Below are 25,031 nucleotides of genomic sequence, written 5' to 3'. Positions count from 1 at the left end.
GCGTGGGTCTCCCGCATCCTCGACGTCTACCGGGTGAGCTGACGGGTTCGGGCCTCGGATTGCCCTACGCCGTGTGCGCACCGGTCAGGTGCGTGCACGGCGATTCACCCCACGTGCGTGGTTCCCCGGTTCGTCCCAGACATCTTCCCCATGGCTGCGACGACTCGACGGCGCGTCCGACACCGACCTGGAGGGCGGTGTTCACCGGACGCGCAAGGTCTCACTGTAGGCCGAGCCAGGGGCCGGGACAACTCGCCCGGCCGGTTGTCAGGAGATGTTCAGGTGCGCTCAGCCGGCTTGCGTCTCGGGGCCCGCGACGGGGGTGACGAGGCGCAGGGGCGGCGTCAGGCCGGCGTCGGACAGCACCCCGAGGGCGGCCATCTCCTCGGCGTCGATCTCGATGCCGGCCGGCGGTGCGCCGAGCAGGAACGTGACGACGCAGTCGCCGCACGCGCCGGGGCTGCGGACGAGGCAGCGGTCGCAGTCGACGACCACCGAGTCGGTGGGGTGTGACTCGTGCGAGGTGTGGCTGGTCATGCGTGACCTCCTGGTGCGGGGAAGACCCCGGTGATCGGGGACGTCCACGACGCTAGGAGCCGCCCCGGACAAAAACGTCCGCCGTCCCGGGGCGGCGGGAGCCGGGTGCCGACGCCTCCCCCACTCTGTCGGTGGCCGCGCCTAACGTGTGCCGCGTGGAAGCCGTGCAGGGATCGTTCGACGAGCTGGGACGCCATCTGGCCGACGTCACGTTCTGTGTCGTCGACCTCGAGACGACGGGTGGGTCGGCCGCGAAGGGCTCGAGGATCACCGAGATCGGTGCCGTCAAGATCCGCGGCGGCGAGGTGCTCGGCGAGTTCCAGACCCTCGTCAACCCCGACGAGACGATCCCGGCCTACATCACGGTCCTGACCGGCATCACCAACCAGATGGTCGTGCACGCGCCGCGCATCGCCGAGGTGCTGCCGAGCTTCCTCGAGTTCGCGCGCGGCACCGTGCTGGTCGCGCACAACGCGCCCTTCGACGTCGGCTTCCTCAAGCACTTCAGCCGCGAGCTGGCGATCCCGTGGCCCGGGTTCGAGACGCTCGACACCGCGGTGCTGGCGCGCCGCGTGCTGAGCCGCGAGGAGGTGCCCAACTGCAAGCTCTCGACCCTCGCGGCGGCGTTCTCGGCCACCACGACGCCCAACCACCGCGCCCTGTCCGACGCCCGCGCGACGGTCGACGTCCTGCACGCCCTGTTCGAGCGGCTCGGGCCGCTGGGCGTCACGACCCTCGAGGAGGTGTCGACCTACACGTCCAAGGTCAAGCCCGAGCAGCGGCGCAAGCGTCACCTCGCCGAGCACCTGCCCGAGGCACCGGGCGTCTACCTGTTCCGCGACGCCAACGACGACATCCTCTACGTCGGCACGTCACGCAACCTGCGCACCCGCACGCGCTCGTACTTCACCAAGGCCGAGACCCGCACCCGCATGGGTGAGATGGTCATGCTGGCGCAGCGCATCGAGGGCATCGTGTGCGCCACCGCCCTCGAGGCGAACGTCCGCGAGCTGCGGCTCATCGGCCGCCACCGGCCGCCCTACAACCGCCGCTCCCGCTTCCCCGACCGCCTCACGTGGCTCAAGCTGACCCGCGAGCCGTGGCCCCGGCTGTCGATCGTCCGGGCGATCCTCGACGACGACGCCGACTACATCGGCCCGTTCCGCGGGCGTCCGTCCGCGGAGGCCGCGCTGACGGCCCTGCACGACTCGTTCCGCATCCGCCAGTGCACGCCCCGGCTGGCCAAGGCGTCGCGCACGTCCCCATGCGCCCTGGCCGAGATGGGCCACTGCCTCTCGCCGTGCGACGGTTCGGCCGATCCCGACGAGTACGCCGCCGAGGTGCAGCGAGTGCGGCAGGCCATGACGGGCGACCCCGCTCCCCTGGTCGCCTCGATCCGCCGGCACATGCTCGAGCTGGCGCGCACCGAGCGGTTCGAGGACGCCGCGGTGTGGCGCGACCGGCTCACGGCCTTCCTGCGGGCCGCCGTGCGCACGCAGCGGCTGCGCGAGCTCACGGCCGTCGACGAGCTCGTCGCGGCGGCGCCGCACCCGCTCGGCTACGAGATCCACGTCATCCGCTTCGGCCGGCTCGCCGCGGCCGGCGTGCTGCCGCGTGGCGTGCACCCGACCGGGTGGGTCGACGCGCTGCTCGCGACCGCCGAGACCGTCGTCGGCGGCTTCGGGCCGATCCCGTCGGCCACGGCCGAGGAGACCGAGACGCTCCTGCGCTGGCTCGACACCCCGGGCCTGCGCATGGTGCGCGGAGCCTGGCACGTCCCGCTCGAGAGCGCCGCGCGCCACCTCACGCCGTTCGAGCAGGCCACCGCGGCCTGGCACGACCTGCAACGACCGGGCTAGGCCCGCGACGTCGGTAGGCTCGCTGCATGATCACCGCCATCGTCTTCATCCAGGCCGAGGTCTCGCGGCTGTCCGACATCGCCGAGAGCATCGCCGCGATCGACGGCGTCAGCGAGGTCTACTCCGTCACGGGCGAGCTCGACCTCGTCGCGATGGTGCGGGTCCGCCAGATCGACGACGTCGCGTCGGTCGTCGCCGACCAGCTCAACAAGGTCGACGGCATCGTGTCGACGCAGACGCAGATCGCCTACCGCGCCCACAGCCAGCACGACCTCGAGGACGCCTTCAGCATCGGCCTCTGACCCCAGCCCGCCGACGAGTCACGTAGGCCCGCCGACGAGTCACGTAAGCCCGCCGACGAGTCACGTAAGCCCACCCGCGAGTCACTCCAGGCGATCCATGAGTGACTCGTCGCCGGGCGCGAGTGACTCGTCGCCGGGCGCGAGTGACTCGTCGGGGATCAGGTGGCGAGGTCCTGGGTCGCGGCGGCCCACCGCGCGAGGGTCTCGGCGGCCGCCCCGGAGTCGATCGACGTGCGCGCACGGTCGACGCCCGCTGCGAGCCGCTCGTGCAGCGTGCCGCTGCCCGCCTCGTGCGCGGCGATCGCGGCACCCGCGTTGAGCAGGACGGCGTCGCGCACCGGCGACACCTCACCCCCGACGACCCGGCGGAACACGTCGGCGTTGAACGCCGGGTCGGCGCCGACCAGGCTCGCCGGCGGAGCCAGCTCGAAGCCCAGGTCGGTGGGGTCGAGGACGCTCTCGACGACCGCGCCCCCCGTGACCTCCCACACCCGCGTCGTCGTCGTGATCGTGATCTCGTCGAGACCGTCGTCGCCGCGGAACACGAAGGCGTCGTGACCCCGCGCCGCCAGCACCTCGGCCATCAGCGGCGACATGCGCAGGTCGGCGCAGCCGATCGCCGAGGCGGCCGGCTGCGCCGGGTTGGTCAGCGGGCCGAGGAAGTTGAACGGCGTCGCGATGCCGAGCTCGCGGCGCGGGACCGCCGTGTGCCGGAACGACGGGTGGAACACCGGCGCGAAGCAGAACGTGATGCCGCTGCGGGCGAAGACGTCGGGGATGCGGGCCGCCGGCACGTCGAGCCGGATGCCGAGCACCTCGAAGACGTCGGCCGTGCCGCTCGAGCTCGACGCCGCCCGGTTGCCGTGCTTGACGACGCCGACGCCGGCACCCGCCGCCACGACCGCCGACATCGACGAGATGTTGACGGTCCGCGACCGGTCGCCGCCCGTGCCGACGATGTCGACGAACCGACCCGGGATGTCGAGACGGGTCGCGCGGGCCAGCATCGCGTCGGCCAGGCCACGCAGCTCCTCGGCGGTCTCGCCCTTGGAGCGCAGGGCGACCGCGAAGCCGGCGATCTGCGAGTCGGTCGCCTCGCCGGCGAGGATCTGGTCCATGGCCCAGACGGTCGTGGACGCGTCGAGGTCGTGACCGGCCACGAGCGTCGTCAGGACGTCGGGCCACGTCTGTGGCTGCACCTCGACCTCAGCCGGGCTGCAGGACGCCGCGCGCCAGCGCGATGACGGCCTCGGCGAGCCGGATGGGCTCGATGGGGTGCGAGACGGCGGCCTCGGCGCGCGACCACGTCGCGAGCCACGCGTCCTGGGGACGTCCGGTCAGCACCAGCACGGGGGGCGCCTGGAAGATCTCGTCCTTGATCTGACGGGCGATGCCGAGCCCGCCGACCGGGACGGCCTCGCCGTCGAGGACGACCAGGTCGATCCCGCCGCCGTCGAGGTGCTGCAGGACGACCGGCTCGGTCGCGCACTCGACGTACTCGAAGGGCGGCAGATCGGGGTGAGGGCGGGCTCCGAGCGCCGACAGCACAGCGGATCGGACGTCTCGATCGTCGCTGTAGACCAGGACACGTAGGGGCTTGTCTGCGCTCACGAGTTGATCGTACATAATGAACGAGTGACGACTACCTCCGTGATTCCCGCTTCCCGCCTGCACGGCCAGGAAGGCCGTCCCTCCATGGTGACGGTGGGGACCATCGTTTGGCTCTCCAGCGAGCTCATGTTCTTCGCCGGTCTGTTCGCGGCGTACTTCACGATCCGCAACATCTCCCCCGAGCTGTGGGCCCAGGAGACGGAGGTGCTGAACGTCCCCTTCGCGACCGCGAACACCACGATCCTCGTGCTGTCGTCGGTCACCTGCCAGTTCGGCGTGTTCGCCGCCGAGCGCGGCAAGGCCGGTCGCTCCGGCAAGCTCTTCCAGATCAGCCTCTGGGGCATGCGTGAGTGGTTCGTCCTCACGTACCTGATGGGCGCGATCTTCATCGGCGGCCAGGCGACCGAGTACGCCGAGCTCGTCCGCGAGGGCATCACGATCCCCAGCTCGCCCTACGGCAGCCTCTTCTACCTCGCCACGGGCTTCCACGGCATCCACGTCATCGGTGGTCTGCTGGCCTTCCTGCTCGTGATCGGCCGCACGTTCGCGGCGCGCAAGTTCACGCACGAGCAGGCCATCTCCGCGATCGTCGTGTCGTACTACTGGCACTTCGTCGACATCGTGTGGGTCGGGCTGTTCGCCACGATCTACCTCATCAAGTAGCCACCACACGGGCCTGCCGCTAAGGCTGGCCTGAGTCACAAACTTCGGGGTGCCGAAAGGTACTCTGGCATCACTTCCAGGAATGAGGTCCTCGGTGCGGAAACTGTCCACCAGACGTCGGCATCCACTCGCCGGATTCGTCGTGCTCCTGCTGGGGCTCGTCATCGCGGGCGGCGCGTACTACGCGTTCGCGCCCAAGCCCGCCGAGGCGCAGGAGGTCACGGCCAACGACGTCGAAGCCGGACGCGACCTGTTCCTGATCGGTTGTGCGAGCTGCCACGGCAAGAACGCCACCGGCATCGAGACCGAGCGCGGCAACAACTACGGCCCGTCCCTGATCGGCGTGGGCGCCGCCTCGGTCGACTTCCAGGTCGGCACCGGACGCATGCCGCTGGCGCAGACCGCGCCGCAGGCTCCGTCCAAGAACCCGGAGTACACCGAGGAGGAGACCCGGCAGCTGTCGGCGTACATCGCCTCGCTGGCCCCCGGGCCGGCCATCCCCGACGGTGAGTACACCGACATCGACAAGGCCAACGTCGACGACATCCGCGAGGGTGGCGAGCTGTTCCGCGCCAACTGCACCGCGTGCCACAACTCGGTCGGCGCCGGCGGCGCCATGCCGGGCGGCAAGTACGCCCCCTCCATCAAGGGCGTCAGCGCCAAGCACATCGCCGAGGCCATGATCACCGGTCCCCAGCAGATGCCCGTCTTCTCCGACGACGTCATCACGCCCGAGGACAAGCGCAACATCATCGCGTACGTCAAGCAGGTGCAGGACCAGCCCAACTACGGCGGTCTCGGCGGCGGCGGCCTCGGTCCGGTGGTGGACGGCATGTTCACCTGGATCATCGGCATCGGCGGCCTGATCATCGCATCGATCTGGATCGGTGCCCACGGAGCGAGAGTGAAGAAGAAGTCATGAGCGACGAGCTGCAGCCGGTCTCGGACACCGAGCCGATCAAGGACCCGGGGCTCGCCGAGCACCAGTTCCGCCCGCAGGACGTCGACGAGTCGCAGGCCAAGCGCACCGAGCGTCAGATCGCCTGGATGTTCCGCATCGCCGGGCTGCTGTTCTTCGGCTTCTGCGTCGCCTACTTCGCCGTCGACATCGACGCCACGTTCCTCGGCTGGTCCGCCCAGAACTTCGCCTTCGGCATGACGCTGGGCGGCGGGCTGCTGCTGATCGGCGTCGGCATCATCCAGTGGGCCAAGAAGCTCATGGGCGACCACGAGATGGTCGAGATGCGTCACCCCTCGGCATCGTCCGAGGAGGACCGTGTCGCGGTCATGAAGGACATCAACGCGGGCATCGAGGAGTCCGGCTTCGGCCGCCGCCCCATGATCCGCAACAGCCTGCTCGGCTCGATGGCGCTGCTCGGCCTGCCGGCCGTCGTGCTGCTGCGCGACCTCGGCCCGCTCCCCCACTCCCAGCGCGAGACGGTCTGGAAGAAGGGCATGCGCCTGGTCAACGACGTCACCGGCACGCCGATCAAGCCGTCCGACATGCAGGTCGGCCAGCTCGTCAACGGCCAGCCCGCGATCGTCTACGAGACCGACGCCGACGGCGAGGCCGTCCTGCACGGCACCGAGCTGCTGCAGGTCAAGTCGAAGGCCTCGATCATCGTCGTGCGCATGCGCCCGGAGGACATCACGGCCTCGAAGGGCCGCGAGAACTGGGGCGTCGACGGCATCCTGTGCTTCTCCAAGATCTGCACCCACGTCGGCTGCCCGATCAGCCTGTGGGAGCAGCAGACGCACCACCTGCTGTGCCCGTGCCACCAGTCGACCTTTGACCTCGGTGACAACGGCAAGGTCATCTTCGGCCCCGCCCACCGTCCGTTGCCCCAGCTCCCGCTGGGTGTCGACGAGGAGGGTTACCTGATCGCCATGAGCGACTTCCCCGAGATCATCGCGCCCAGCTATCCAGAACTGGCGCGTGACCAGAAGAAGTTGGACAATAAGTCATGAGCACCACAGAGCAGTACACGCCGATCCAAGACACCGGCGTGGGCAAGAAGGCAGCCGGCCCCGTCGGCTGGCTGGACGACCGCCTCGGCCTCGCCGGGGTGGCCAAGAAGAACCTTCGCAAGGTCTTCCCCGAGCACTGGTCGTTCATGCTGGGCGAGATCGCCCTGTGGAGCTTCGTGGTGCTGCTGCTGACCGGCGTCTTCCTGACGTTCTGGTTCCAGCCCAGCATGACCGAGGTCGAGTACCACGGCTCCTACCTGCCGTTCAACGGGCTCGAGATGTCGCAGGCGTACAAGTCGACGCTCGACATCTCGTTCGACATCCGCGGCGGTCTGCTGATCCGGCAGATCCACCACTGGGCCGCGGCGCTGTTCATCGCCGCGATGATCGCCCACATGCTGCGCGTGTTCTTCACCGGCGCGTACCGCAAGCCGCGTGAGATCAACTGGCTCATCGGCGTCGGGCTGTTCTCGCTCGGCCTGGTCGAGGGGTTCGCGGGCTACTCGCTGCCCGACGACCTGCTGTCGGGAACCGGTCTGCGATTCGTCGACGGCCTGATCCGCTCGATCCCGCTGGTCGGCTCGTACCTCGAGTTCTTCATCTTCGGTGGCGAGTTCCCCGGCGACGAGATCATCCCCCGCCTCTACATGGCGCACATCCTGCTGATCCCCGCGATCCTGCTGGGTCTCATCGGCGCCCACATGCTGCTGCTCGTCTACCACAAGCACACGCAGTGGCCTGGACCGGGACGCACCGAGCAGAACGTCGTCGGCTACCCGATGCTCCCCGTCTACGCGGCCAAGGCCGGCGGATTCTTCTTCGTCGTCTTCGGCTTCACGGCCCTGATGGGTGCCCTGCTCCAGATCAACCCGGTCTGGGTCTACGGCCCCTACAACCCGTCCGAGGTCACGGCCGGCTCGCAGCCCGACTGGTACATGGGCTTCTCCGAGGGCCTCGTGCGCCTCATGCCCGGCTGGGAGAGCACGTTCTTCAACTACACCTGGAGCTGGAACGTCTTCATCCCGGGTGTCGGCGGCCTGACCGGTCTGTTCGTCATCCTCGGCGCCTGGCCGTTCATCGAGCAGTGGATCACGGGCGACAAGCGTGACCACCACCTGCTCCAGCGTCCGCGCAACGCCCCGGTCCGCACGGCCCTCGGCGTGGCCGGCATGACGGCCTACGGCGTCGCCTGGGCGGCCGGTGGCAACGACATCATCGCCACCAAGTTCCACATGGACATCTACACGCTGACGAACATCTTCCGGGTCGGTTTCTTCGTGTTCCCGATCATCGCGTTCATGGTGACCAAGCGGATCTGCATCGGCCTCCAGCGGGCGGACGCCAACCGCATCCTGCACGGCTACGAGACCGGTGTCATCGAGCGGTCGCCCGACGGCGGCTTCTCGGAGCGCCACGCTCCCCTGCCGGCCTCGCAGCAGTACACGCTGACGGCGCACGACCGCGTACCCGTCCTCGAGGCTCCGGCCGAGACGGACGAGAACGGTGTCGCCGCACCCCACTCCCGCAAGGAGAAGGTGCGGGCCAAGCTGCAGGCGCTGTACTACCGCGACACGCTCGACAAGCCGACGGCCGAGGACGTCCAGCACGCCGAGGAGCACCTCGGTGAGATCGACGGCCACCCCGTCGAGCTGGGCGACGAGTTCCAGGGCGTCTCGGAGACGGGTGTCCCCCGGGTCCACTGATCGCCTGCACGTCCCCGACAGCCCCCGTCAGCCACGCTGACGGGGGCTTCGTCTTCTCTCGCGGCCCCCGCCCCGCTCCCCCGCCACGTCTCCCCCGCGGCGGCCGTCGCGGACGTCATCACATCGGTACCCACAACAGCCCCACCGTGATGACGTCCCCACGCCCCGCTGCGGACGTCATCACATCGGTACCTACGACAGCCCCACCGTGATGACGTCCCCACGCCCCACTGCGGACGTCATCACGCCAGTACCGACGACAGCCCCACCGTGATGACGTCCACGGTGGGGCTGAGCAGTGTGCAGGGTGGGGTCAGTCGACGACGTCGTCGGCTGCAGGAGGCGCTGCGGACGCAGCCGCGGCCTGGAGGGCCGAGCCCGCGGTCCACGTCGCCCACGGGACGTTCCAGTCGGTCCAGCCGTTGCGGTCCTCGAGGGCACGGGGGCTGTCGACGTACTCGACGACGTCGCCGCGCACCGAGCGGTCGTACAGCCACTTGGCGTCGGCGGTGCTCATGCCCGTGCAGCCGTGGCTGACGTTGTCACGCCCCTGTGAGCCGACCGACCACGGGGCGGCGTGGATGAACTCCCCCGAGTTGGTCAGGCGCATCGCCCACCGGACGTCGGAGATGTTGTAGTAGCCGGGGTCCTCGGAGTCGACGCCCGTCGTCGCGGCGTCCATGTCGACCGAGGAGAACTTCTCCATGATGATCTTGACGCCGGCGCGCGTGCGGTGGCCGTCGTCACCCGTCGTGACGGGGATCGTGCGGACCTTCTGGTCGTCGACCGAGTAGGTCAGCTGGTGCTTGCCGACGTCGACCGTCGTGACCGACTTCTTGCCGACCTGGAAGTTGATGTCCTGGTCCTGCTGCCCGAAGACCCCCTCGCCCGCCGGCAGGCTGTTGAGGGTCAGGTGGACGTTGACCTTGGTGTTGGCGGGCCAGTACTGCTCGGGCCGGTAGTGGGCCTCGTTGTCGCTGAACCACGTCCACGAGCCCGTCGTGCCGTTGTCGGTCGTCACCTTCATGTGCTTCTCGTACAGGGCGCGCTTGCGCACCGGCAGGTCGAACGTGACGATGATCGGCATGCCGACACCGACGGTCTCGCCGTCGAGCGGCGCGACCGACGGGTAGGTCTGCTGGTCGAGCGACAGCGCCTGCGTCGTGAAGGCGCTCGTGACGGTGCGCGACTCGCCGTCCTCGCCCTGACCCGTGGCGGTGAGGCGGTACGCCGTTCCCGGCTCGAGCCGGCTGTCGGCCCGCCAGCCGGAGTCGGTGACGCGGCCGGTGATCTCGGTGGCGCCGTCGGCGGTCGCGAGCTTCGCGGACGAGACCGTGCCGTCCTCGGCGAGCACCTTGACGTAGGTGCTGACCTTCACGTCCTTCGCGCCGTCGGCGACGTTCGGCGTGAGGCTCAGCGAGTCGAGCGTGCTGTCAGGCGTGACGGCGTCCTTGGCGTCCTTGATCGAGCAGGACGACACGGCGATCATCGTGGCGCACACGAGCGCGACGGGGAGACGGAGCTGCTTCACCCCGACAGTTTACGTGCCGCCCCCCACACAGCAGAGCACCGACGACGTGGTGGACGTCGTCGGTGCTCTGGAGATCAGCTCGTGCGGGTGCCGATCAGTGGGCGTGGATGCCGCGGTAGTACTCGAAGATCCAGCCGCAGACCATCACGGCTCCGATCGTGCAGCCGATGATGAACAGCCACCAGCCGATGACCACGCCGAGCACGACGATGGCCAGCGCGGCGGCGCAGAACAACGGCCACCAGCTGTAGGGAGGGAAGAAGCCCTGCTCGCCCGCACCGTCGGCGATCTCGCCGTCGGACCGGTCCTCGGGACGATCGGGGATCTGCTTGGCGACCACACCGAGGTAGAAGCCCAGCAGGATGCACAGCAGCGTCGTCATGACCAGGGCGGTCGTACCGGTCGGGTCCTTGGTCAGGACCCAGTAGACCGGAGCGATCAGTGCGAAGAAGATTCCGCACGACAGGATGGTCCAGGTTTCAGCCTTCATGACTCAGTGGTCGCCCTTCGCGTCGTTGATGGCTTCGCCCTTGCCGCTGATGTCGGGGGCGTCGGCGAACTTGGAGTTCTCGCCCGGGTTGTCGACCAGCTCGAGGGCCGCGATCTCCGGGTGGTGCAGGTCGAACGCGGGGCTCTCGGACCGGATGCGCGGCAGCGACGTGAAGTTGTGACGCGGCGGCGGGGAGGAGGTGGCCCACTCGAGCGAGCGACCCCAGCCCCACGGGTCGTCGAGACCGACCAGCGGCGCCTTGCGCGACTTCCACACGTTGTAGAAGAACGGGAGCGTCGAGGCACCCAGCAGGAACGCGCCGATCGACGAGATCTCGTTGAGGGTCGTGAACCCGTCGCCCGGTCCGTAGTCGGCGTAGCGACGCGGGAAGCCCTCGACGCCGAGCCAGTGCTGCACCAGGAAGGTCAGGTGGAAGCCGATGAACAGCAGCCAGAAGTGGATCTTGCCGAGCTTCTCGTCGAGCATGCGACCGGTCAGCTTGGGCCACCAGAAGTAGAAGCCGGCGAACATCGCGAACACCACGGTGCCGAACACGACGTAGTGGAAGTGCGCGACCACGAAGTAGCTGTCGGACAGCTGGAAGTCGAGCGTCGGCGAGGCCAGGATGACGCCCGTCAGACCACCGAAGAGGAAGGTCGTCAGGAAGCCGAGCGCGAAGATCAGCGGGGTGTCGAACGACAGGGAGCCGCCCCACAACGTGCCGATCCAGTTGAAGAACTTGACGCCCGTGGGCACCGCGATCAGGAACGTCATGAAGGAGAAGAACGCCAGGTCGACCGAGCCCGTCACGAACATGTGGTGGGCCCACACCGCGACCGACAGGGCCGCGATCATCAGCGTCGCGCCGACCAGGCCGACGTAGCCGAAGATCGGCTTGCGGCTGAACACGGGCAGGATCTCGGTGATGATGCCGAAGAACGGCAGCGCGATGATGTAGACCTCGGGGTGACCGAAGAACCAGAACAGGTGCTGCCACAGGATCGGCCCGCCGTTGGCGGCGTCGAAGACGTGGGCGCCGAGACGTCTGTCGGCCTCGAGCGACAGCAGCGCCGCGGCGAAGATCGGGAACGCGATCAGCACGAGCATGCTCGTGACGAGCGTGTTCCACACGAAGATCGGCATGCGGAACATCGTCATGCCGGGCGCACGCATCGTGAAGATCGTGGTGATGAAGTTGACGCCACCGAGGATCGTGCCCAGACCCGACATCCACAGGCCCATGACCCACAGGTCACCGCCCACTCCCGGGGAGTTCACGGCGTCGCTGAGGGGTGCGTACGCGAACCAGCCGAAGCTCGCCGCGCCACCGGGGACGAAGAAGCCCGAGACGACGATCGTGCTGCCGAACAGGTACAGCCAGTAGCTGAACATGTTGAGGCGCGGGAACGCGACGTCGGGAGCACCGATCTGCAGCGGCATGATCGCGTTGCCGAAGCCGAAGAACAGCGGTGTCGCGAACATCAGCAGCATGATCGTGCCGTGCATCGTGAACAGCTGGTTGTACGTCTCGTCGTCGACGAACTGCGTGCCCGGCTGGGCCAGCTCGGCGCGGATCATCAGGGCGAGGATGCCGCCGATGATGAAGAACGCGAACGACGTGACCAGGTACATGTTGCCGATGACCTTGTGGTCGGTCGTCGTGAGGACCGTGACGACCTTCTGCCCGAGCGTCCGCTCGCGGACGCCCGCCCGCAGGTTCGTCGAACCGTCGTCGAATGTTGCTGTTGCGTCAACCATCAGCTCTTGCCTGACCCGTCTCCCTGGACGCCAGCGACGTTGCCGCTCTTGTCGTCGCCCCTGAGACCTGCGATCTCATTGGCTTCCTTCGCGCCCTGGGGCGCTCCGACCTGGTCCGCAGCCTTCAGGTCCTCGAGGTGCGCGTCGTACTCGGCGCGCGTCACGACGTTGACCTTGAAGATCATGCGGGAGTGATAGAGGCCGCACAGCTCGGCGCAGCGACCCGTGAACGTGCCGGTGCGCGTCGGCGACAGGTCGAAGGAGTTCACCTTGCCCGGCACGACGTCCATCTTGAAGTAGAACTCGGGGATCCAGAACGAGTGGATGACGTCGGGCGACTTGAGGTCGAACCGGACCGACTCGTCGACCGGGAGCCACAGCTCGGCGGGCTCCTGCGGGGTGCCGTAGTCGTAGACGTCCTCGCCCTGCGTCGCGTCCTCGTCGAGGTAGTTGAACGCCCACTGCCACTTGCTGCCGACGACCTCGATCGTGTGATCGGGGTTGTCGACGCGCTCGAGCACGTTGTTCTGCGACGTGACCGTGTGGAAGAAGAACACCGCGACGATGATGACCGGCGCGAAGGTGTACAGCGCCTCGATCGGCAGGTTGTAGCGCACCTGCGCGGGGATCTCGTCCTCGCTGCGGCGGCGGTAGCGCACCGTCGCGTAGACGATGAGACCGAAGACCAGCAGGAAGATCACCAGCACGGCGATCCACGCACCGAGCCACAGCTCCCAGATGTCCTGGGTGCGATCGGTGCTTCCGACCGGCAGCGCGAGACGCGCAAGATCCGAGTCGGCGTCTGGTGCACACCCACTCAACACAACGGCGGCGAAGAACAGAACCGCCAATTTCATCCGACCCACGGGGCGCCTTTCTGGACCATGACTGTCACGAGATGACACATGAGCACCTTACTTCAGGTGAACGTGTCGGGAGCGGTGAGGTCCGCCTGACCTGGGCGCGCGTCGCCGCGCGAGGCGTCACGCCAGCGAAAGCGCTGCGTCGACCTCGGTGCGGGCGTCGTCGCCGTACGCGGAGCCGAGCCGGTCGAGGAAGCCCGAGCGGTCGAGGACGTACTCCTGCGTGCCCGTCGTCTCGACGACGCTGGCTGCGATCGTGCAGCCGATCTGCGCCGAGCGCTCGAAGCCGAGGCCCGCGGCGATGCCGGCCAGGAACCCGGCGCGGAAGCTGTCGCCGACGCCCGTGGGATCGACGGCCGTGACGCCGGCGATGGCCTTGACCTCGACGGCTTCGCCGTCGGCCGGCAGGACCGTCACGCCGTCCTTGCCGCGGGTGATGACCTGGGTGCCGACGTGCGAGCGGACGTCGTCGGCGCTCCAGCCCGTCTTCTGCTGGATCAGGGACGCCTCGTAGTCGTTGCTGAACAGGTACGTCGCACCGTCGATCAGCTCGCGGATGACGTCGCCCTCGGCCCAGGCGAGCTGCTGCGAGGGGTCGGCGGCGAACGGGATGCCGCCGTCACGGCACGTGCGCGTGTGGCGCAGCATGCCCTCGGGGTCGTCGGGGCCGATCAGCACGAGGTCGTAGCCGGAGCCGACGGCGAGCAGGTCGATGTCGCGGGCCTCGGCCATCGCGCCGGCGTAGAACGTCGCGAACTGGGCGAGCTCGGTGTCGGTCGTGCAGACGAACCGTGCCGTGTGGCGGGTGTCCGAGACGAGCACGCCGCTCGTGTCGACGCCGGCGGCGTCGAGCCAGCCGCGGTACTCGGTCTCGAAGTCGCGGCCGACGGCGCCGACCAGCAGGGGGCGGTGGCCCAGCTTGGCGAGCGCGAAGGCGATGTTGGCCCCGCACCCGCCGCGGCGGACGTCGAGGTCGTCGACCAGGAACGACAGCGAGATCTTGTCGAGCTGGTCGGGCACGAGCGAGTCGACGAACTTGCCCGGGAAGGTCATGAGGTGGTCGGTCGCGATGGATCCGGTGATGGCGAGGTGCACCCGCCAACCATAGACAACGCCCCCCTGCGGCGCNGAGCTCGCTCGTCGGGGATCGGCGGCACCGGCCAGCCGCGAGGGCCTAGTGGAAGCTGTCGCCGCAGGCGCAGGAGCCCGTGGCGGCGGGGTTGTCGATCGTGAAGCCCTGCTTCTCGATCGTGTCGACGAAGTCGATCGTCGCGCCGCCGAGGTACGGCAGGCTCATGCGGTCGACGACGACGTTGACGCCGCCGAAGCCGAAGGTCTGGTCGCCGTCGAGCGAGCGCTCGTCGAAGAACAGCTGGTAGCGCAGGCCCGAGCAGCCGCCGGGCTGCACCGCGATGCGCAGCGCGAGGTCGTCGCGACCCTCCTGGGCGAGCAGGCTCGCGACCTTCTCGGCGGCGCCGTCGCTCAGGCTGACGCCGGACGCGACCTCCGTGGTCGGCTCGGAGGCGGTGGTCTGGTCGGTCTCGACTGTCATGTGTACTCCCGAAGGTGTGGTCTGCGGACTCGTCACGAGGGACGCTTCACGAAAGGCAACGAAGCGTGTGGCGATTCCATTCCATCGTACGCCGTCAGTCCAGCGGTCGGGGCGACCACGTGCGGGCGACGCGCTCGGCCAGGTCGGCCAGGTGCCGGGCGGGCTCGCCCATCGACTCCTCGACGGCGACCCGCTCGGTGACGCCGTAGGCCGACTCGACGCCCATCGCCCGCATCTCGCGCGAGCCGACGAGCACCTGCCCGGCCAGGACGATGCACGGGCGCGCGGCCGCGGCGGCCACCGCGGCGACCCCGTGCACGACCTTGCCGGCCCGCGACGAGAAGTCGTACGTGCCCTCCCCCGTCACGACGAGGTCGTGGGCACCGGCCTCCGCGGTCAGCCCGACCGTCTCGGCGACGAGCTCGATGCCCGACACGACGGTGCCGCCGAGCACCATCAGCGCGAATCCCAGCCCGCCCGCGGCTCCGGCCCCCTTGGCGTCCGCAGGGCGTCGCTGCGCCGGGGACGGGCCGCACACCGCCACCACGAACCGGTCGAGCCAGCCGTCGACCTCGACGATATGGGCGTCGGTCAGGCCCTTCTGCGGTCCGAAGGTCTTGGTGGCGCCGAACATGCCGAGCAGCGTGACGTCGACGTCGGCGGCCACGACCAGCTCGACGCCGCGCAGCCGCTCGACGGCCGGGGCCACGTCGACGGACCCGACGTTCGCGAGCGCCGCGGGGCCCGCGTCGAGCGGCACGTCGGCCGTCGCGCCGAGGGCGGCCAGCAACCCCGCTCCCCCGTCGTTGGTCGCGCTGCCCCCCAGGCCCACCACGACGCGGGACGCGCCGGCGTCGACCGCCGCGGCGACGGCCTGGCCGACCCCGAACGTCGAGGCGTGCAGGGGGTCCTTGGCCTCGACGAGGTGCAGCCCGCACGCCTGCGCGCTCTCGACGAACGCCGTGCCGTCCGCGTGGAGGACCGTGACCGGGACGTCGGCCCCGAGAGGTCCGCGGACCCTGACGACGTCGAGCCGGCCTCCGGTCGCGGCGTGCAGGACGTCGACGAGCCCGGGGCCCCCGTCGGCCATCGCCGCGGCGGTCAGGACGTCGTCGGGCGCGTGACGCCGCCAGCCCTCGATGATGGCGCGCGCCGCCTCCGGGGCCGACAGGGTGCCACCGAAGGAGTCCGGTGCGACGAGGACCCGCACGGCCCGCCCCGCCTACTCCGCGAGGGCGTGCTCGGCGGCCGCGATCAGGACGCTCGTCGCGAGCGCGTCGATCGCGAGCGCCAGCTCGTCGGGCGACGGGTACGACGGCGCGATGCGGATGTTGCGGTCGCGGGGGTCGTCGCCGTAGGGGAACGCGGCACCGGCAGGGGTCATCGCGACGCCCGCCTGGCGGGTCAGCTCGATGACCCGCGAGGCCGTGCCGTCGACGACGTCGAGGCTGACGAAGTAGCCGCCCTTCGGCTCGGTCCAGCTCGCGACACCGTAGGGGGCGAGCCGGTCGGCCAGGATCGAGACGACGGCCTCGAACTTGGGGGCGAGGATCTCGCGGTGCCCGGCCATCAGGGCGTGCACGCCGTCGACGTCGCCGAGGTGACGGGCGTGCCGCAGCTGGTTGACCTTGTCGGGGCCGATCGTCCGCTTGCCCAGGTGCGACAGGTACCACGCGACGTTGTCGGCCGAGCTGCCGAAGAAGCAGACTCCCGAGCCGGCGAACGTGATCTTGGACGTGGAGGCGAAGATCACGGCCCGGTCGGGGTGCCCCGACGCGACGCACAGACCGAGGATGTCGGCGGTCTTGGTCTGCTCGTCGGTGAGGTGGTGGACGGCGTACGCGTTGTCCCAGAAGATGCGGAAGTCGGGCGCCGCGGTCTCCAGGGCCGCGAGCTCGGCCGCGACGGCCTCGCTGGTGACGGCGCCCGTGGGGTTGCTGTAGGTGGGGACGAGCCACATGCCCTTGACGGAGGGGTCCTTGACGGCCTCGCGCACGGCGTCGACGTCGGGGCCGTCCTCGTTCAGCGGCACCGGCACCATCTCGATGCCGTACTCCTCGAGCAGCGCGAAGTGGCGGTCGTAGCCCGGCACGGGGCAGATGAACTTGACCGACTCCTCGACGCCCCACGGCTGCTCGGACCCGGGGACGCCGTGGAACAGCGCGAAGACCAGGTTGTCGTGCATCATCGCGAGGCTCGCGTTGTCGCCCGCGACGACCTGCTCGACCGGCACCTGCATGATCGGCGCGAAGATCTCGCGCAGCTCGGTCAGGCCCGTCAGACCGCCGTAGTTGCGGGTGTCGACGCCGTCGCGGTCGCGGAAGTCGTCGCCCGGCAGCGTCAGCAGGCCGTTGGAGAGGTCGAGCTGCTCGGGCGACGGCTTGCCGCGCGTCAGGTCGAGCTTGAGACCTCGCTCCTGCAGGGCGCGGTGCGCGGCCGTCTGCTCGTCGAGGAGGGTCTGGACCTGGTCACGGGAGAGATCGTCGAGGCTCACGGACCCAACCTATCGCCCGGACGGAATCAGGCCAGACCGGGCGCGCCCCAGATCGCGAGCCACCGGGCGAGGTCGGGCTCCACCGGGACGTCGCCACCGACGACGCCCCTGAGCTGCAGCTCGAGCGCGTTGTCGCGTCGCTCGGAGCCGTCGGGGGCGAACGGGTAGAACGTGCCGCGCTTGTAGAGGTAGACCAGCCCGACGGGCTTCCCGGCGGGACTGGTGAACACGAAAGTCGAGCACAGCAGCGCGGTGCCGAACCCGGCGTCGGCCAGCGAGCTGTTGACGGCGTGCAGGTCGGTCACGAGACCCGACACGTCGGCGTCGGCTCGCGTGACGGTGAGCCAGTGGAAGCCGAACCGGTCGTCGCTGCGGGTCACGGTCGAGCCGGGGGTCGACGTGATGATCTTCTCGGCGTCGGCCATGACGGCGTCGTCGGCCTGTCCCTCCATGTCGCGGAAGCACACGGACCCCGAACCGGTCGGCACGAAGCCCTCCAGCTGCAGCGAGATGACCGCCTGCGGCACGGAGAACAGGACGTCGAGATCGGCCTCGGGCGGCTTGGACCGCCCGAGGATGCCGTCGAGGAAGCCCATCAGCCCTGCTCGGAGAGCTCGGCGCTGACCTTGGCGAGCTGGTCGAGGCGCTGCTGCAGCGGCGGGTGCGTCGAGAAGAGCGCGCCGATCGACTCGCGGTTGATCGCGGGCGCGAAGAAGAACGCGCTCATGGCCTGGCTCTCGCGCAGGTCGCTGTTGGGGATGCGCGACATGTCGCCCGAGATCTTGACGAGCGCCGACGACAGCTTGGACGGGCGGCCCGTCATGTAGGCGCCGCTGCGGTCGGCGCTGAGCTCGCGGTAGCGCGACAGGCCCCTGATCAGGACGAAGCTGACCGCGTACACCAGCAGGCTGACGAGGAACACGACGATGAACGCCGGCCCACCGTTGTTGTCGCGGTCGCGGTTGCCACCGCCGAACATCCCGCCGAAGTACACGCCCCAGCGCGTGATGAAGCCGGCCAGCAGGCCGATCGACGACGCGACCGTCATGACCGTGACGTCGCGGTTGGCGACGTGCGACAGCTCGTGCGCGAGCACGCCCTCGAGCTCGTCGGCGTCGAGGCGCTGCATGATGCCGGTCGTGACGCACACCGCCGAGTGGTTCGGCGTGCGACCCGTCGCGAAGGCGTTCGGCATGTCGGTCACGGCGATCGCCACGCGCGGCTTGGGCATGTCGGCCAGCGCGCACAGGCGGTCGATCATGGCGTGCAGCTCGGGCGCCTGGTGGGGCTCGACGATCTGCGCGTTCATCGACTTGAGTGCCAGCGTGTCGGAGAAGTACCACTGTCCCCAAGCGATCGCAAGGACGATGACGAGCGCGAGCACGCCGTTGCCCATGAAGGCGAACAGGACCGCGCCGAAAAGGATGTAGAGCGCGCCGAGCCCGAAGCTCACGCCGCCCATGCGCAGCGAGAGCCCCCGATCAGTTCTGAACCGGCTTCTGGCCATCGTCACCCTCCACGTCTTGATCGGGTCGAGCCCGGTCGTGCGAGATCTGCTCGAGCTGGCGGTCGACCTCGGCCGTCGTGCCCGCGTCGAGGACGGGGCCGGCGTCGGTGCCGGTTCCGGTACCGAGCGCGGCGTCGAACTGCCGGGCCAGCGCGTCGTCCGCCGACTCCCCCGCCGTGCCGATGACGCCCTCCCGCACGAGCTCGTCGACGGCGTCGGACCTCGCCTCCATCTCGCGCGTGCGCCGCTCGGCGGCCTCCATCGCCTGGCCGACCTCGCTGACGGTCGAGTTGATGCCGCTCGTCGCGCTGTTGATCTCGGCGCGTGCGGAGGCCGCCGTGTGGCGGGCCGAGAGCGTGTCCTTGCGGATGCGGAAGCTCTCGACGTCCTGCTCGATCGTCAGCGCCGACTGCTCGAGCTTGCGCTCCTCGGCCAGCAGGTCGTCGCGTCGGGCGCGCAGCTCGTCGGCGGTCTTCTCGAGTGCGACCTTGCGGGTCAGGGCCGCGCGGGCGTCGTCGTCGCGCCCGGCGGCGACGGCGTCGCTGGCCTGCTGGTCGAGCTGCGCGGCCTGCTGGGCGATCGTGGTCAGCTGCAGGTCGACCCGCTTGCGGCTCGTCGCGACGTCGGCGACCCCGCGCCGCACCTGCTGCAGCAGCGCCGTCTGGGTGCGGTAGGTCTGGTCGAGACGGTCCTTCAGGGCACCCGCGTCGTCGTTGCCGGACTGCCGCGATCCCCACCACTTGGCGAGGCGATTGCCGATGCTCATGCCCTCAAGCCTACGGGTAGGGTGTCGCGGGTGGCTGACGAGACAGAAGCAGGCAAGGGCCGTCCGACCCCCAGTCGCCGGGAGGCCGAGGCTGCCCGCAAGAAGCAGATGAAGACCCCCATGACCCGCAAGGAGCAGGCCAAGCGCGACCGGGCCGCCCGCGAGGAGATCCGCCTCAAGCAGCGCGACGCGCTGAAGTCGGGCGACGAGCGCTACCTGCCGGCGCGCGAGCAGGGTCCCGTCCGCCGCTTCACCCGCGACTACGTCGACCGTCGGCGCAACTTCGCCGAGTACCTGCTGCCGTTCCTGGTGGTCCTCCTGGTGCTGTTCGCCGTCGCCGGCAGCATCAGCAGCAACGCCTCGGCCGTCCTGACGGCCTTCGTCTACCCGTTCCTGATCGTCGGCACGGTCCTCGACGAGATCATCATGGTGCGCGGCCTGAAGAAGCAGCTCAAGGAGCGCTTCGGCCCCGACAACGTCAAGGGCTCGACGACGTACGCCGTGCTGCGCAGCACGCAGCTGCGCCGCTTCCGACTGCCCAAGCCGCAGGTCAAGCGCGGCGAGGTGCTGAGCGGCACCTACCGCTGACGCGGGCCCCCGCCGACCTACGTGTCGGGGTGCAGCGACATCGGGCCGTAGATCTCGGCCTCGCCGTCGAACAGGCGCACCTGGTCGACGCCCTGCTCGAGCAGCTCGCCGAATGCCTCGCCGACCCACGACTCGGCGTCTCCGCGGCTCTCGAAGGCCTCCGACCGGCCGGTCACGTCGCCGGCCGAGGTCTCGAACGTCCAGGTCCAGCTCATGTCATGACTCCTTGGTCGACGGTTGCACGAACGGCGGCTTGGTCACCGTGAACGCCTCGGACCGGCCGCGGACGTCGACGACGACGGTGGCGCCATCCTCGACGGACTGGTCGAGCAGCGCAAGCGCGACGCCCTGCCGCAGGGTCGGCGAGAACGTGCCCGACGTGATCTCGCCGAGCGGGCCGCCGTCGGTGTCGGCGACGACCATGCCGGGGCGCGGGATGCCGCGCTTCTGCGCCAGCAGGCCGCGCAGCGTGCGGACGGTCTTCTCGGCGCGCTGCGCCTCGAGCACCGCCTTGCCCCAGAACGCGGGCTTCTTCCAGCCCACGGCCCAGCCGGCTCGGGCCATCACGGGGCTGATCTCGGCGGACAGCTCGTGCCCGTGCAGCGGGTACCCCATCTCGGTGCGCAGCGTGTCGCGCGCGCCCAGGCCGCACGCGCGGATGCCGAACGGCTCGCCCGCCGCCACGACGGCGTCCCAGACGTCGACGGCCGCGGCGGCCGGGACGACCAGCTCGTACCCGCGCTCGCCCGTGTAGCCGGTGCGGCACACCGTGATCGCGGCACCGGCGACCGTCGCGTCGGCGAACGACATGTACTCGTGGTCGACCGGCAGGTCGAGCGCCTGAAGGACCTCGTCGCTCGACGGGCCCTGGATCGCGAGCACCGCGAACTCGCGGTGCTGGTCGACGACGTCGATGCCCTCGGGTGCCGCGGCCTGCAGACGGGCCACGACGGCGGCGGTGTTGGCCGCGTTGGGGATCAGGAAGACCTCGAAGTCGCTGCGCAGGTAGGCGATCAGGTCGTCGACCGTGCCACCGTCGTCGTCGCAGCACAGCGTGTACTGGGCCTTGCCCGGCGCGATGCGCTCGAGGTCGTTGGTGAAGCACGTGTTGACGAACTGCGCGGCGCCCGTGCCCCGCACCAGCGCCTTGCCGAGGTGGCTGACGTCGAACAGCCCGACCCCCTCGCGGACGGCCTTGTGCTCGGCCAGGACGCCTCCCCCCGCGTACTCGAGCGGCATCTCCCAGCCGCCGAACTCGGCGAGCTTCGCACCGAGGGCCACGTGACGGTCGTGCAGCGGGGAATGAAGCAGATCCATGGTCCTCAACCTAGGGGACGGTTCCCCGGCCCGAACCGGCAACCTTAGAGTGGCTGACATGCCGTCCGTCACCCTGAGCACGTCCAAGCCGACCACCGCCAGCGCCGACGTCCTGATCCTGGGGATCCGGGGGGACGAGGACAAGGGCGACCTGGCCGAGACCCTCGACCTCCTGGGCTTCTCGGGCGAGAAGGGACAGAGCGTCCGCTTCCCGTCCGGAGGGCTCGTCAAGGCACCCGTCGTCGTGGCCCTCGCGCTGCCCGACGAGCCGACCGACGAGGACCTGCGACGCGCCGCCGCCCGCGGCATCCGTGCCGCCAAGAACGCCACGACCGTCGCGATCGCCCTGCACCCCGCCGGTGTCGACGAGGTCGAGGCGATCGCCGAGGGCATCGACCTCGGCGCCTACCGGTTCGACACCTACAAGACCAGGAACGCGGCCAAGGACGCGGCACCCGTCGAGATCGCCAGCGCCGTGATCCTCACGCCCTTCGCGCGCCAGACCACCGCGACCAAGGCCGTCGAGCGGGCCTCGACCGTCGCGCTCGCGGTCAACACGGCCCGCGACTGGGTCAACACGCCGCCCGGCGACAAGCGCCCGGCCGACCTCGTCGAGGCCATCACGACGCACGTCACCGCGGCCGCCGGCACCGCCGTGAAGGTGTCGGTGTGGGACGAGAAGCGTCTCGCGAAGGAGCGCTGCGGCGGCATCCTCGGCGTCGGCCAGGGCTCCGACAGCCCGCCGCGCCTCGTGACGCTCTCGTACGAGCCGGACAACGCGGTCGCGCACCTCGCACTCGTCGGCAAGGGCATCACGTTCGACTCGGGCGGACTCTCGATCAAGCCCGGCGCCTCGATGCAGACCATGAAGCTCGACATGGCCGGTGCCGCCGCGGTCGTCGCGGCGACCGTCGCGATCGCGACGCTGGGGCTGCCCGTGCGCATCACGGCCTACGCGTGCCTCGCCGAGAACATGCCCAGCGGACGGGCGACCCGTCCGGGCGACGTCCTGCACATGCGCAGCGGCGCGACGGTCGAGGTGCACAACACCGACGCCGAGGGCCGCCTGGTGCTGGCCGACGGGCTCGCGCTCGCGGCCGAGGCGCAGCCCGACCACATCGTCGACGTCGCGACGTTGACGGGCGCCTGCATCGTGGCGCTCGGCTCGCACACCAGCGGCATCCTGGGCAACGACGACGACTTCTCCGAGACCGTGCTGGCGGCCTCCGCCGCGGCGGGCGAGTCGATGTGGCGACTGCCCATCACCGAGGAGATGAAGGGGATCGTGACGTCCTCGACCGTCGCCGACCTGCGCCAGCACAACCCCAAGCCGTACGGCGGTGCGCTGTTCGCGGCCGCGTTCCTGCGCGAGTTCGTCGGCGACGTGCCGTGGGCTCACCTCGACATCGCCGGACCGTCGTTCAACGAGGGCTCGGCCGTCGACTACACCCCCGTCGGCGGCACGGGCACGGGCGTCCGCACGCTCGTGCGGCTCGCGACGGAGCTGGCCGGCTCGCGATGACGCTCGACGCCGCGACGGCGCGGGCCCTCGACCACCGTCTCGCCGTCGAGCAGTCGAAGCAGCGCCTCCCCTCGGTCGTCGCCGGTGTCGTGAGCGGCGGCGAGCTCGTCTGGTCGGGAGCGGCCGGGACGCTCGACGGTCGCTCCGACGGGGAGTCGCCGGGCGCCGACACGCAGTACCGGATCGGCTCGATCTCGAAGACGTTCGTCGCGGTCGAGGTGCTGCGGCTGCGCGACGCGGGACTGCTCGACCTGGCCGACACGATCGGCGCGCACCTGCCCGAGGTGCCGTTCGGCCACGTGACCGTCGCGCAGCTGCTGACGCACACGTCGGGGCTGCAGGCCGAGACCGACGGCGAGTGGTGGGAGCGCACCCCCGGCGGCACCTGGGACGACCTGCTGGCGTCCGGCGTGGCGCTCCGGTTCACCCCCGGCACCTCGTTCCACTACTCCAACACCGGCTACGGCGTGCTCGGCGAGCTGATCGCGCGACGTCGACGCGTCCCGTGGCACGAGGCCGTCCAGGTCGGCATCCTCGACCCGCTCGGCATGGCCCGCACGACGCGACGTCCCGTCGCCCCCGCCGCCCCCGGGCTGGCCGTGCACCCCCTGGCCGACCTGGTGCACGTCGAGCCCGAGCACGACCACGTCTCGATGGCGCCGGCCGGCCAGCTGTGGTCGACGACGACCGACCTCGCGCGGTGGGCGGCGTTCCTCGGCGGGCACACCGGCGACGTCCTCGACCGCGCGACCCTGGCCGAGATGCTGCGACCCGTGGCCGTCAACGACGTGCCGGGCACCGCGTGGACCGGCGCCCACGGGCTCGGGTGGCAGACGTGGAACGTCGCGGGACGCCGCTCAGCCGGTCACGGCGGGTCGATGCCCGGATTCCTCGCGAACCTGCGGGTCGACCTCGAGACCGGCGACGGCGTCGTGGCGATGGCCAACGCGACCAGCGGCATGGGCCCGCTCGCGGCCGACCTGCTGGAGCTCCACCGCGAACGCGAGCCCGCCCGTCCGTCGCCCTGGCACGCCGACGCCGGCCACGCCGGCGCCCTCGACGTCGTCGGGCCGTGGTTCTGGGGCACGTACCCGTTCACGCTGGCGCTGGAGGCCGACGGCGGCCTGCGGCTGGGCGAGCCGGGCGTCGGACGCGGTGCCCGCTTCTCGCGCGATGCGGACGGCGCCGGCTGGACGGGCCGCGAGGGCTACTACCGCGGCGAGCCCCTGCGCGTCGACCGCGACGCCGACGGGACGCCGCGGCGGCTGGTGCTGGCGAGCTTCGTGTTCACCCGCACGCCGTACGCCGCGGACGCCGACGTACCGGGCGGGCTCGACGCCCACCACTGGCACTGAGCCGTCGTACGGCGGGGTCAGTCGGGCAGGCCCAGGACGCGGGCGGCGTCCTCGACGGTGTCCCACTTCTCGCGGGCTCCACCCTGACGGTCGGGGTGCGCCTGCGACCTGGCCTTGCGGTAGACCTTCATGAGCTGGTCGAACGACGGGTCGTCGGGCAGCGGCTCGGTGCCCGCGACCGACTCGAGCGTCATGATCGCGCGCATCTCGCGCGGTGAGCGGCGGGCCGGAGCGGACGGCGCCGGTGCGGACGTCGGCGTGGTCCGGGCGGACGTCGGCCGCGACGTCGTCGTCGTGCGCCCGGACGACGTCGCGCCGGCCTTGCGGAGGTCGTAGTCGCGCTTGCGGGCGGCGATCGGGACGAGGTTGGAGTCGTACACGGGGATCTTGAGCTTCTTGCGGGCGAAGTCGTGCCCCGCCTGCGCCGACGTGACCCGGCGGCGGATCGACTCGCCGTCGTGGGCGACCAGCAGGAGCGTCGTGTGCGTCACCGACGTCTGGGGCTCGATCCAGCCCTCGACGCCCTGACGCGTCTGAACGAACTGCTTCAACGCGTCGAGGTCGGCCCGGCTGGAGCCGCGGTCCGAGACGACGGCGCCGCCGTCCGTCCTGGCCTTCCGGCCTCCGAAGATTCCCATGCGCCAA

26 protein-coding genes and 1 riboswitch are annotated in these 25,031 nt (G+C 70.2%); of the genes, 9 read left to right on the top strand and 17 right to left on the bottom strand.

All coding sequences use genetic code 11. The annotated features are described in order from the left end of the window. Nucleotides 1-8: 8 nt before the first annotated feature. Nucleotides 9-180: riboswitch (cyclic di-AMP (ydaO/yuaA leader) on the bottom strand. 108 nt (nt 181-288) lie between these two features. Further along, nucleotides 289-537, bottom strand: coding sequence for a hypothetical protein (locus IFT73_RS15075; protein ID WP_192168336.1), 249 nt, complete (start codon nt 535-537; stop codon nt 289-291). A 155-nt stretch (nt 538-692) separates the two neighbouring features. Between IFT73_RS15075 and IFT73_RS15070 the strand changes: the two genes are divergently transcribed. Both IFT73_RS15070 and IFT73_RS15065 read left to right on the top strand, forming a co-directional pair. Beyond that, nucleotides 693-2,396: a DEDD exonuclease domain-containing protein gene (locus tag IFT73_RS15070; RefSeq protein WP_371811291.1), complete on the top strand. Its 1,704-nt coding sequence runs from the start codon at nt 693-695 to the stop codon at nt 2,394-2,396. 26 nt (nt 2,397-2,422) lie between these two features. Continuing rightward, nucleotides 2,423-2,698: an Lrp/AsnC family transcriptional regulator gene (locus IFT73_RS15065; RefSeq protein ID WP_056609381.1), complete on the top strand. Its 276-nt coding sequence runs from the start codon at nt 2,423-2,425 to the stop codon at nt 2,696-2,698. Nucleotides 2,699-2,856: 158 nt separating this feature from the next. Here the strand turns inward: IFT73_RS15065 and trpD are convergent, their stop codons facing one another. Both trpD and IFT73_RS15055 read right to left on the bottom strand, forming a co-directional pair. Further along, the gene (gene trpD / locus IFT73_RS15060; RefSeq protein ID WP_192168334.1) at nt 2,857-3,897 is read right to left on the bottom strand and encodes an anthranilate phosphoribosyltransferase; all 1,041 of its coding nucleotides are present in this window, start codon (nt 3,895-3,897) and stop codon (nt 2,857-2,859) included. 7 nt (nt 3,898-3,904) lie between these two features. Next, the gene (locus IFT73_RS15055; RefSeq protein WP_056610571.1) at nt 3,905-4,309 is read right to left on the bottom strand and encodes a response regulator transcription factor; all 405 of its coding nucleotides are present in this window, start codon (nt 4,307-4,309) and stop codon (nt 3,905-3,907) included. Between the two features lie 93 nt (nt 4,310-4,402). Here IFT73_RS15055 and IFT73_RS15050 point away from each other — a divergent pair, with 93 nt between their 5' ends. The 4 genes from IFT73_RS15050 to IFT73_RS15035 all read left to right on the top strand — a co-directional run bounded on the left by IFT73_RS15050 (nt 4,403) and on the right by IFT73_RS15035 (nt 8,643). Further along, on the top strand, nt 4,403-4,972 hold the full coding sequence (locus IFT73_RS15050) for a heme-copper oxidase subunit III (protein ID WP_223148470.1): 570 nt from the start codon (nt 4,403-4,405) through the stop codon (nt 4,970-4,972). 94 nt (nt 4,973-5,066) lie between these two features. Beyond that, on the top strand, nt 5,067-5,894 hold the full coding sequence (locus tag IFT73_RS15045) for a c-type cytochrome (RefSeq protein ID WP_056609387.1): 828 nt from the start codon (nt 5,067-5,069) through the stop codon (nt 5,892-5,894). After that, entirely contained in the window at nt 5,891-6,940 is a 1,050-nt protein-coding gene (locus IFT73_RS15040; protein ID WP_056609388.1) for a ubiquinol-cytochrome c reductase iron-sulfur subunit, read from the top strand. The genes IFT73_RS15045 and IFT73_RS15040 overlap by 4 nt, the downstream gene beginning before the upstream one ends. Further along, entirely contained in the window at nt 6,937-8,643 is a 1,707-nt protein-coding gene (locus tag IFT73_RS15035; RefSeq protein WP_192168331.1) for a cytochrome bc complex cytochrome b subunit, read from the top strand. Before IFT73_RS15040 ends, IFT73_RS15035 begins: the two co-directional genes overlap by 4 nt. 313 nt (nt 8,644-8,956) lie before the next feature. On the opposite strand, the gene IFT73_RS15030 is transcribed toward IFT73_RS15035, so the two are convergent. The 11 genes from IFT73_RS15030 to IFT73_RS14980 all read right to left on the bottom strand — a co-directional run bounded on the left by IFT73_RS15030 (nt 8,957) and on the right by IFT73_RS14980 (nt 19,604). Continuing rightward, a complete protein-coding gene (locus IFT73_RS15030) occupies nt 8,957-10,174 on the bottom strand; it encodes an Ig-like domain-containing protein (protein WP_371811290.1) in 1,218 nt (405 codons plus the stop codon). Between the two features lie 94 nt (nt 10,175-10,268). Further along, complete coding sequence (locus tag IFT73_RS15025) at nt 10,269-10,664, bottom strand: cytochrome c oxidase subunit 4 (protein ID WP_192168330.1); 396 nt, start codon at nt 10,662-10,664, stop codon at nt 10,269-10,271. Between the two features lie 3 nt (nt 10,665-10,667). Continuing rightward, nucleotides 10,668-12,422 (bottom strand): cytochrome c oxidase subunit I, encoded by a 1,755-nt coding sequence (gene ctaD / locus IFT73_RS15020; protein ID WP_056609394.1) that lies wholly within the window; start codon nt 12,420-12,422, stop codon nt 10,668-10,670. Continuing rightward, nucleotides 12,422-13,279 (bottom strand): cytochrome c oxidase subunit II, encoded by an 858-nt coding sequence (gene coxB / locus IFT73_RS15015; protein ID WP_192168329.1) that lies wholly within the window; start codon nt 13,277-13,279, stop codon nt 12,422-12,424. The genes ctaD and coxB overlap by 1 nt, the downstream gene beginning before the upstream one ends. Nucleotides 13,280-13,405: 126 nt before the next feature. Further along, a complete protein-coding gene (locus IFT73_RS15010) occupies nt 13,406-14,380 on the bottom strand; it encodes a carbohydrate kinase family protein (RefSeq protein ID WP_192168328.1) in 975 nt (324 codons plus the stop codon). A gap of 79 nt (nt 14,381-14,459) precedes the next feature. After that, a complete protein-coding gene (locus IFT73_RS15005; protein WP_056609400.1) occupies nt 14,460-14,837 on the bottom strand; it encodes an iron-sulfur cluster assembly accessory protein in 378 nt (125 codons plus the stop codon). 94 nt (nt 14,838-14,931) lie between these two features. After that, on the bottom strand, nt 14,932-16,047 hold the full coding sequence (locus IFT73_RS15000; protein ID WP_192168327.1) for a glycerate kinase: 1,116 nt from the start codon (nt 16,045-16,047) through the stop codon (nt 14,932-14,934). Nucleotides 16,048-16,059: 12 nt separating this feature from the next. Next, nucleotides 16,060-17,331, bottom strand: coding sequence for an aminotransferase class I/II-fold pyridoxal phosphate-dependent enzyme (locus tag IFT73_RS14995; RefSeq protein WP_192168326.1), 1,272 nt, complete (start codon nt 17,329-17,331; stop codon nt 16,060-16,062). Between the two features lie 26 nt (nt 17,332-17,357). Further along, a complete protein-coding gene (locus tag IFT73_RS14990) occupies nt 17,358-17,927 on the bottom strand; it encodes a hypothetical protein (RefSeq protein ID WP_056609405.1) in 570 nt (189 codons plus the stop codon). Further along, complete coding sequence (gene htpX, locus IFT73_RS14985; protein ID WP_192168325.1) at nt 17,927-18,838, bottom strand: zinc metalloprotease HtpX; 912 nt, start codon at nt 18,836-18,838, stop codon at nt 17,927-17,929. The genes IFT73_RS14990 and htpX overlap by 1 nt, the downstream gene beginning before the upstream one ends. Beyond that, on the bottom strand, nt 18,813-19,604 hold the full coding sequence (locus tag IFT73_RS14980) for a PspA/IM30 family protein (protein WP_192168324.1): 792 nt from the start codon (nt 19,602-19,604) through the stop codon (nt 18,813-18,815). Before IFT73_RS14980 ends, htpX begins: the two co-directional genes overlap by 26 nt. Before the next feature lie 30 nt (nt 19,605-19,634). On the opposite strand from IFT73_RS14980, the gene IFT73_RS14975 reads away from it, so the two are divergent. Beyond that, nucleotides 19,635-20,192 (top strand): DUF3043 domain-containing protein, encoded by a 558-nt coding sequence (locus IFT73_RS14975; RefSeq protein ID WP_235501881.1) that lies wholly within the window; start codon nt 19,635-19,637, stop codon nt 20,190-20,192. Nucleotides 20,193-20,209: 17 nt separating this feature from the next. On the opposite strand, the gene IFT73_RS14970 is transcribed toward IFT73_RS14975, so the two are convergent. Both IFT73_RS14970 and gcvT read right to left on the bottom strand, forming a co-directional pair. Further along, nucleotides 20,210-20,407, bottom strand: a complete 198-nt coding sequence (locus IFT73_RS14970) for a hypothetical protein (RefSeq protein WP_056609412.1) — start codon at nt 20,405-20,407, stop codon at nt 20,210-20,212. 1 nt (nt 20,408) lies between these two features. Continuing rightward, a complete protein-coding gene (gene gcvT / locus IFT73_RS14965; protein ID WP_244633473.1) occupies nt 20,409-21,509 on the bottom strand; it encodes a glycine cleavage system aminomethyltransferase GcvT in 1,101 nt (366 codons plus the stop codon). A gap of 58 nt (nt 21,510-21,567) precedes the next feature. On the opposite strand from gcvT, the gene IFT73_RS14960 reads away from it, so the two are divergent. Beyond that, a complete protein-coding gene (locus IFT73_RS14960; protein ID WP_192168322.1) occupies nt 21,568-23,031 on the top strand; it encodes a leucyl aminopeptidase in 1,464 nt (487 codons plus the stop codon). Next, nucleotides 23,028-24,386, top strand: a complete 1,359-nt coding sequence (locus IFT73_RS14955) for a serine hydrolase (RefSeq protein WP_192168321.1) — start codon at nt 23,028-23,030, stop codon at nt 24,384-24,386. The genes IFT73_RS14960 and IFT73_RS14955 overlap by 4 nt, the downstream gene beginning before the upstream one ends. Before the next feature lie 17 nt (nt 24,387-24,403). Here the strand turns inward: IFT73_RS14955 and IFT73_RS14950 are convergent, their stop codons facing one another. Then, nucleotides 24,404-25,024: a hypothetical protein gene (locus IFT73_RS14950; RefSeq protein ID WP_192168320.1), complete on the bottom strand. Its 621-nt coding sequence runs from the start codon at nt 25,022-25,024 to the stop codon at nt 24,404-24,406. Nucleotides 25,025-25,031 lie beyond the last annotated feature (7 nt).

This window comes from Aeromicrobium sp. CFBP 8757, from assembly GCF_014841755.1.
Lineage (GTDB): Bacteria > Actinomycetota > Actinomycetes > Propionibacteriales > Nocardioidaceae > Aeromicrobium.
This window is presented reverse-complemented; position numbering and strand designations above follow the sequence as displayed.

What these genes read in the sequence shown, in the direction of transcription:
- IFT73_RS15075 (WP_192168336.1), bottom strand. Translation starts at nt 537, where the DNA reads ATGACCAGCCACACCTCGCACGAGTCACACCCCACCGACTCGGTGGTC.
- IFT73_RS15065 (WP_056609381.1), top strand. Translation starts at nt 2,423, where the DNA reads ATGATCACCGCCATCGTCTTCATCCAGGCCGAGGTCTCGCGGCTGTCC.
- IFT73_RS15040 (WP_056609388.1), top strand. Translation starts at nt 5,891, where the DNA reads ATGAGCGACGAGCTGCAGCCGGTCTCGGACACCGAGCCGATCAAGGAC.
- IFT73_RS15035 (WP_192168331.1), top strand. Translation starts at nt 6,937, where the DNA reads ATGAGCACCACAGAGCAGTACACGCCGATCCAAGACACCGGCGTGGGC.
- IFT73_RS15025 (WP_192168330.1), bottom strand. Translation starts at nt 10,664, where the DNA reads ATGAAGGCTGAAACCTGGACCATCCTGTCGTGCGGAATCTTCTTCGCA.
- ctaD (WP_056609394.1), bottom strand. Translation starts at nt 12,422, where the DNA reads ATGGTTGACGCAACAGCAACATTCGACGACGGTTCGACGAACCTGCGG.
- coxB (WP_192168329.1), bottom strand. Translation starts at nt 13,279, where the DNA reads ATGAAATTGGCGGTTCTGTTCTTCGCCGCCGTTGTGTTGAGTGGGTGT.
- IFT73_RS15005 (WP_056609400.1), bottom strand. Translation starts at nt 14,837, where the DNA reads ATGACAGTCGAGACCGACCAGACCACCGCCTCCGAGCCGACCACGGAG.
- IFT73_RS14990 (WP_056609405.1), bottom strand. Translation starts at nt 17,927, where the DNA reads ATGGGCTTCCTCGACGGCATCCTCGGGCGGTCCAAGCCGCCCGAGGCC.
- htpX (WP_192168325.1), bottom strand. Translation starts at nt 18,838, where the DNA reads ATGGCCAGAAGCCGGTTCAGAACTGATCGGGGGCTCTCGCTGCGCATG.
- IFT73_RS14980 (WP_192168324.1), bottom strand. Translation starts at nt 19,604, where the DNA reads ATGAGCATCGGCAATCGCCTCGCCAAGTGGTGGGGATCGCGGCAGTCC.
- IFT73_RS14970 (WP_056609412.1), bottom strand. Translation starts at nt 20,407, where the DNA reads ATGAGCTGGACCTGGACGTTCGAGACCTCGGCCGGCGACGTGACCGGC.
- gcvT (WP_244633473.1), bottom strand. Translation starts at nt 21,509, where the DNA reads ATGGATCTGCTTCATTCCCCGCTGCACGACCGTCACGTGGCCCTCGGT.
- IFT73_RS14960 (WP_192168322.1), top strand. Translation starts at nt 21,568, where the DNA reads ATGCCGTCCGTCACCCTGAGCACGTCCAAGCCGACCACCGCCAGCGCC.
- IFT73_RS14955 (WP_192168321.1), top strand. Translation starts at nt 23,028, where the DNA reads ATGACGCTCGACGCCGCGACGGCGCGGGCCCTCGACCACCGTCTCGCC.
- IFT73_RS14950 (WP_192168320.1), bottom strand. Translation starts at nt 25,024, where the DNA reads ATGGGAATCTTCGGAGGCCGGAAGGCCAGGACGGACGGCGGCGCCGTC.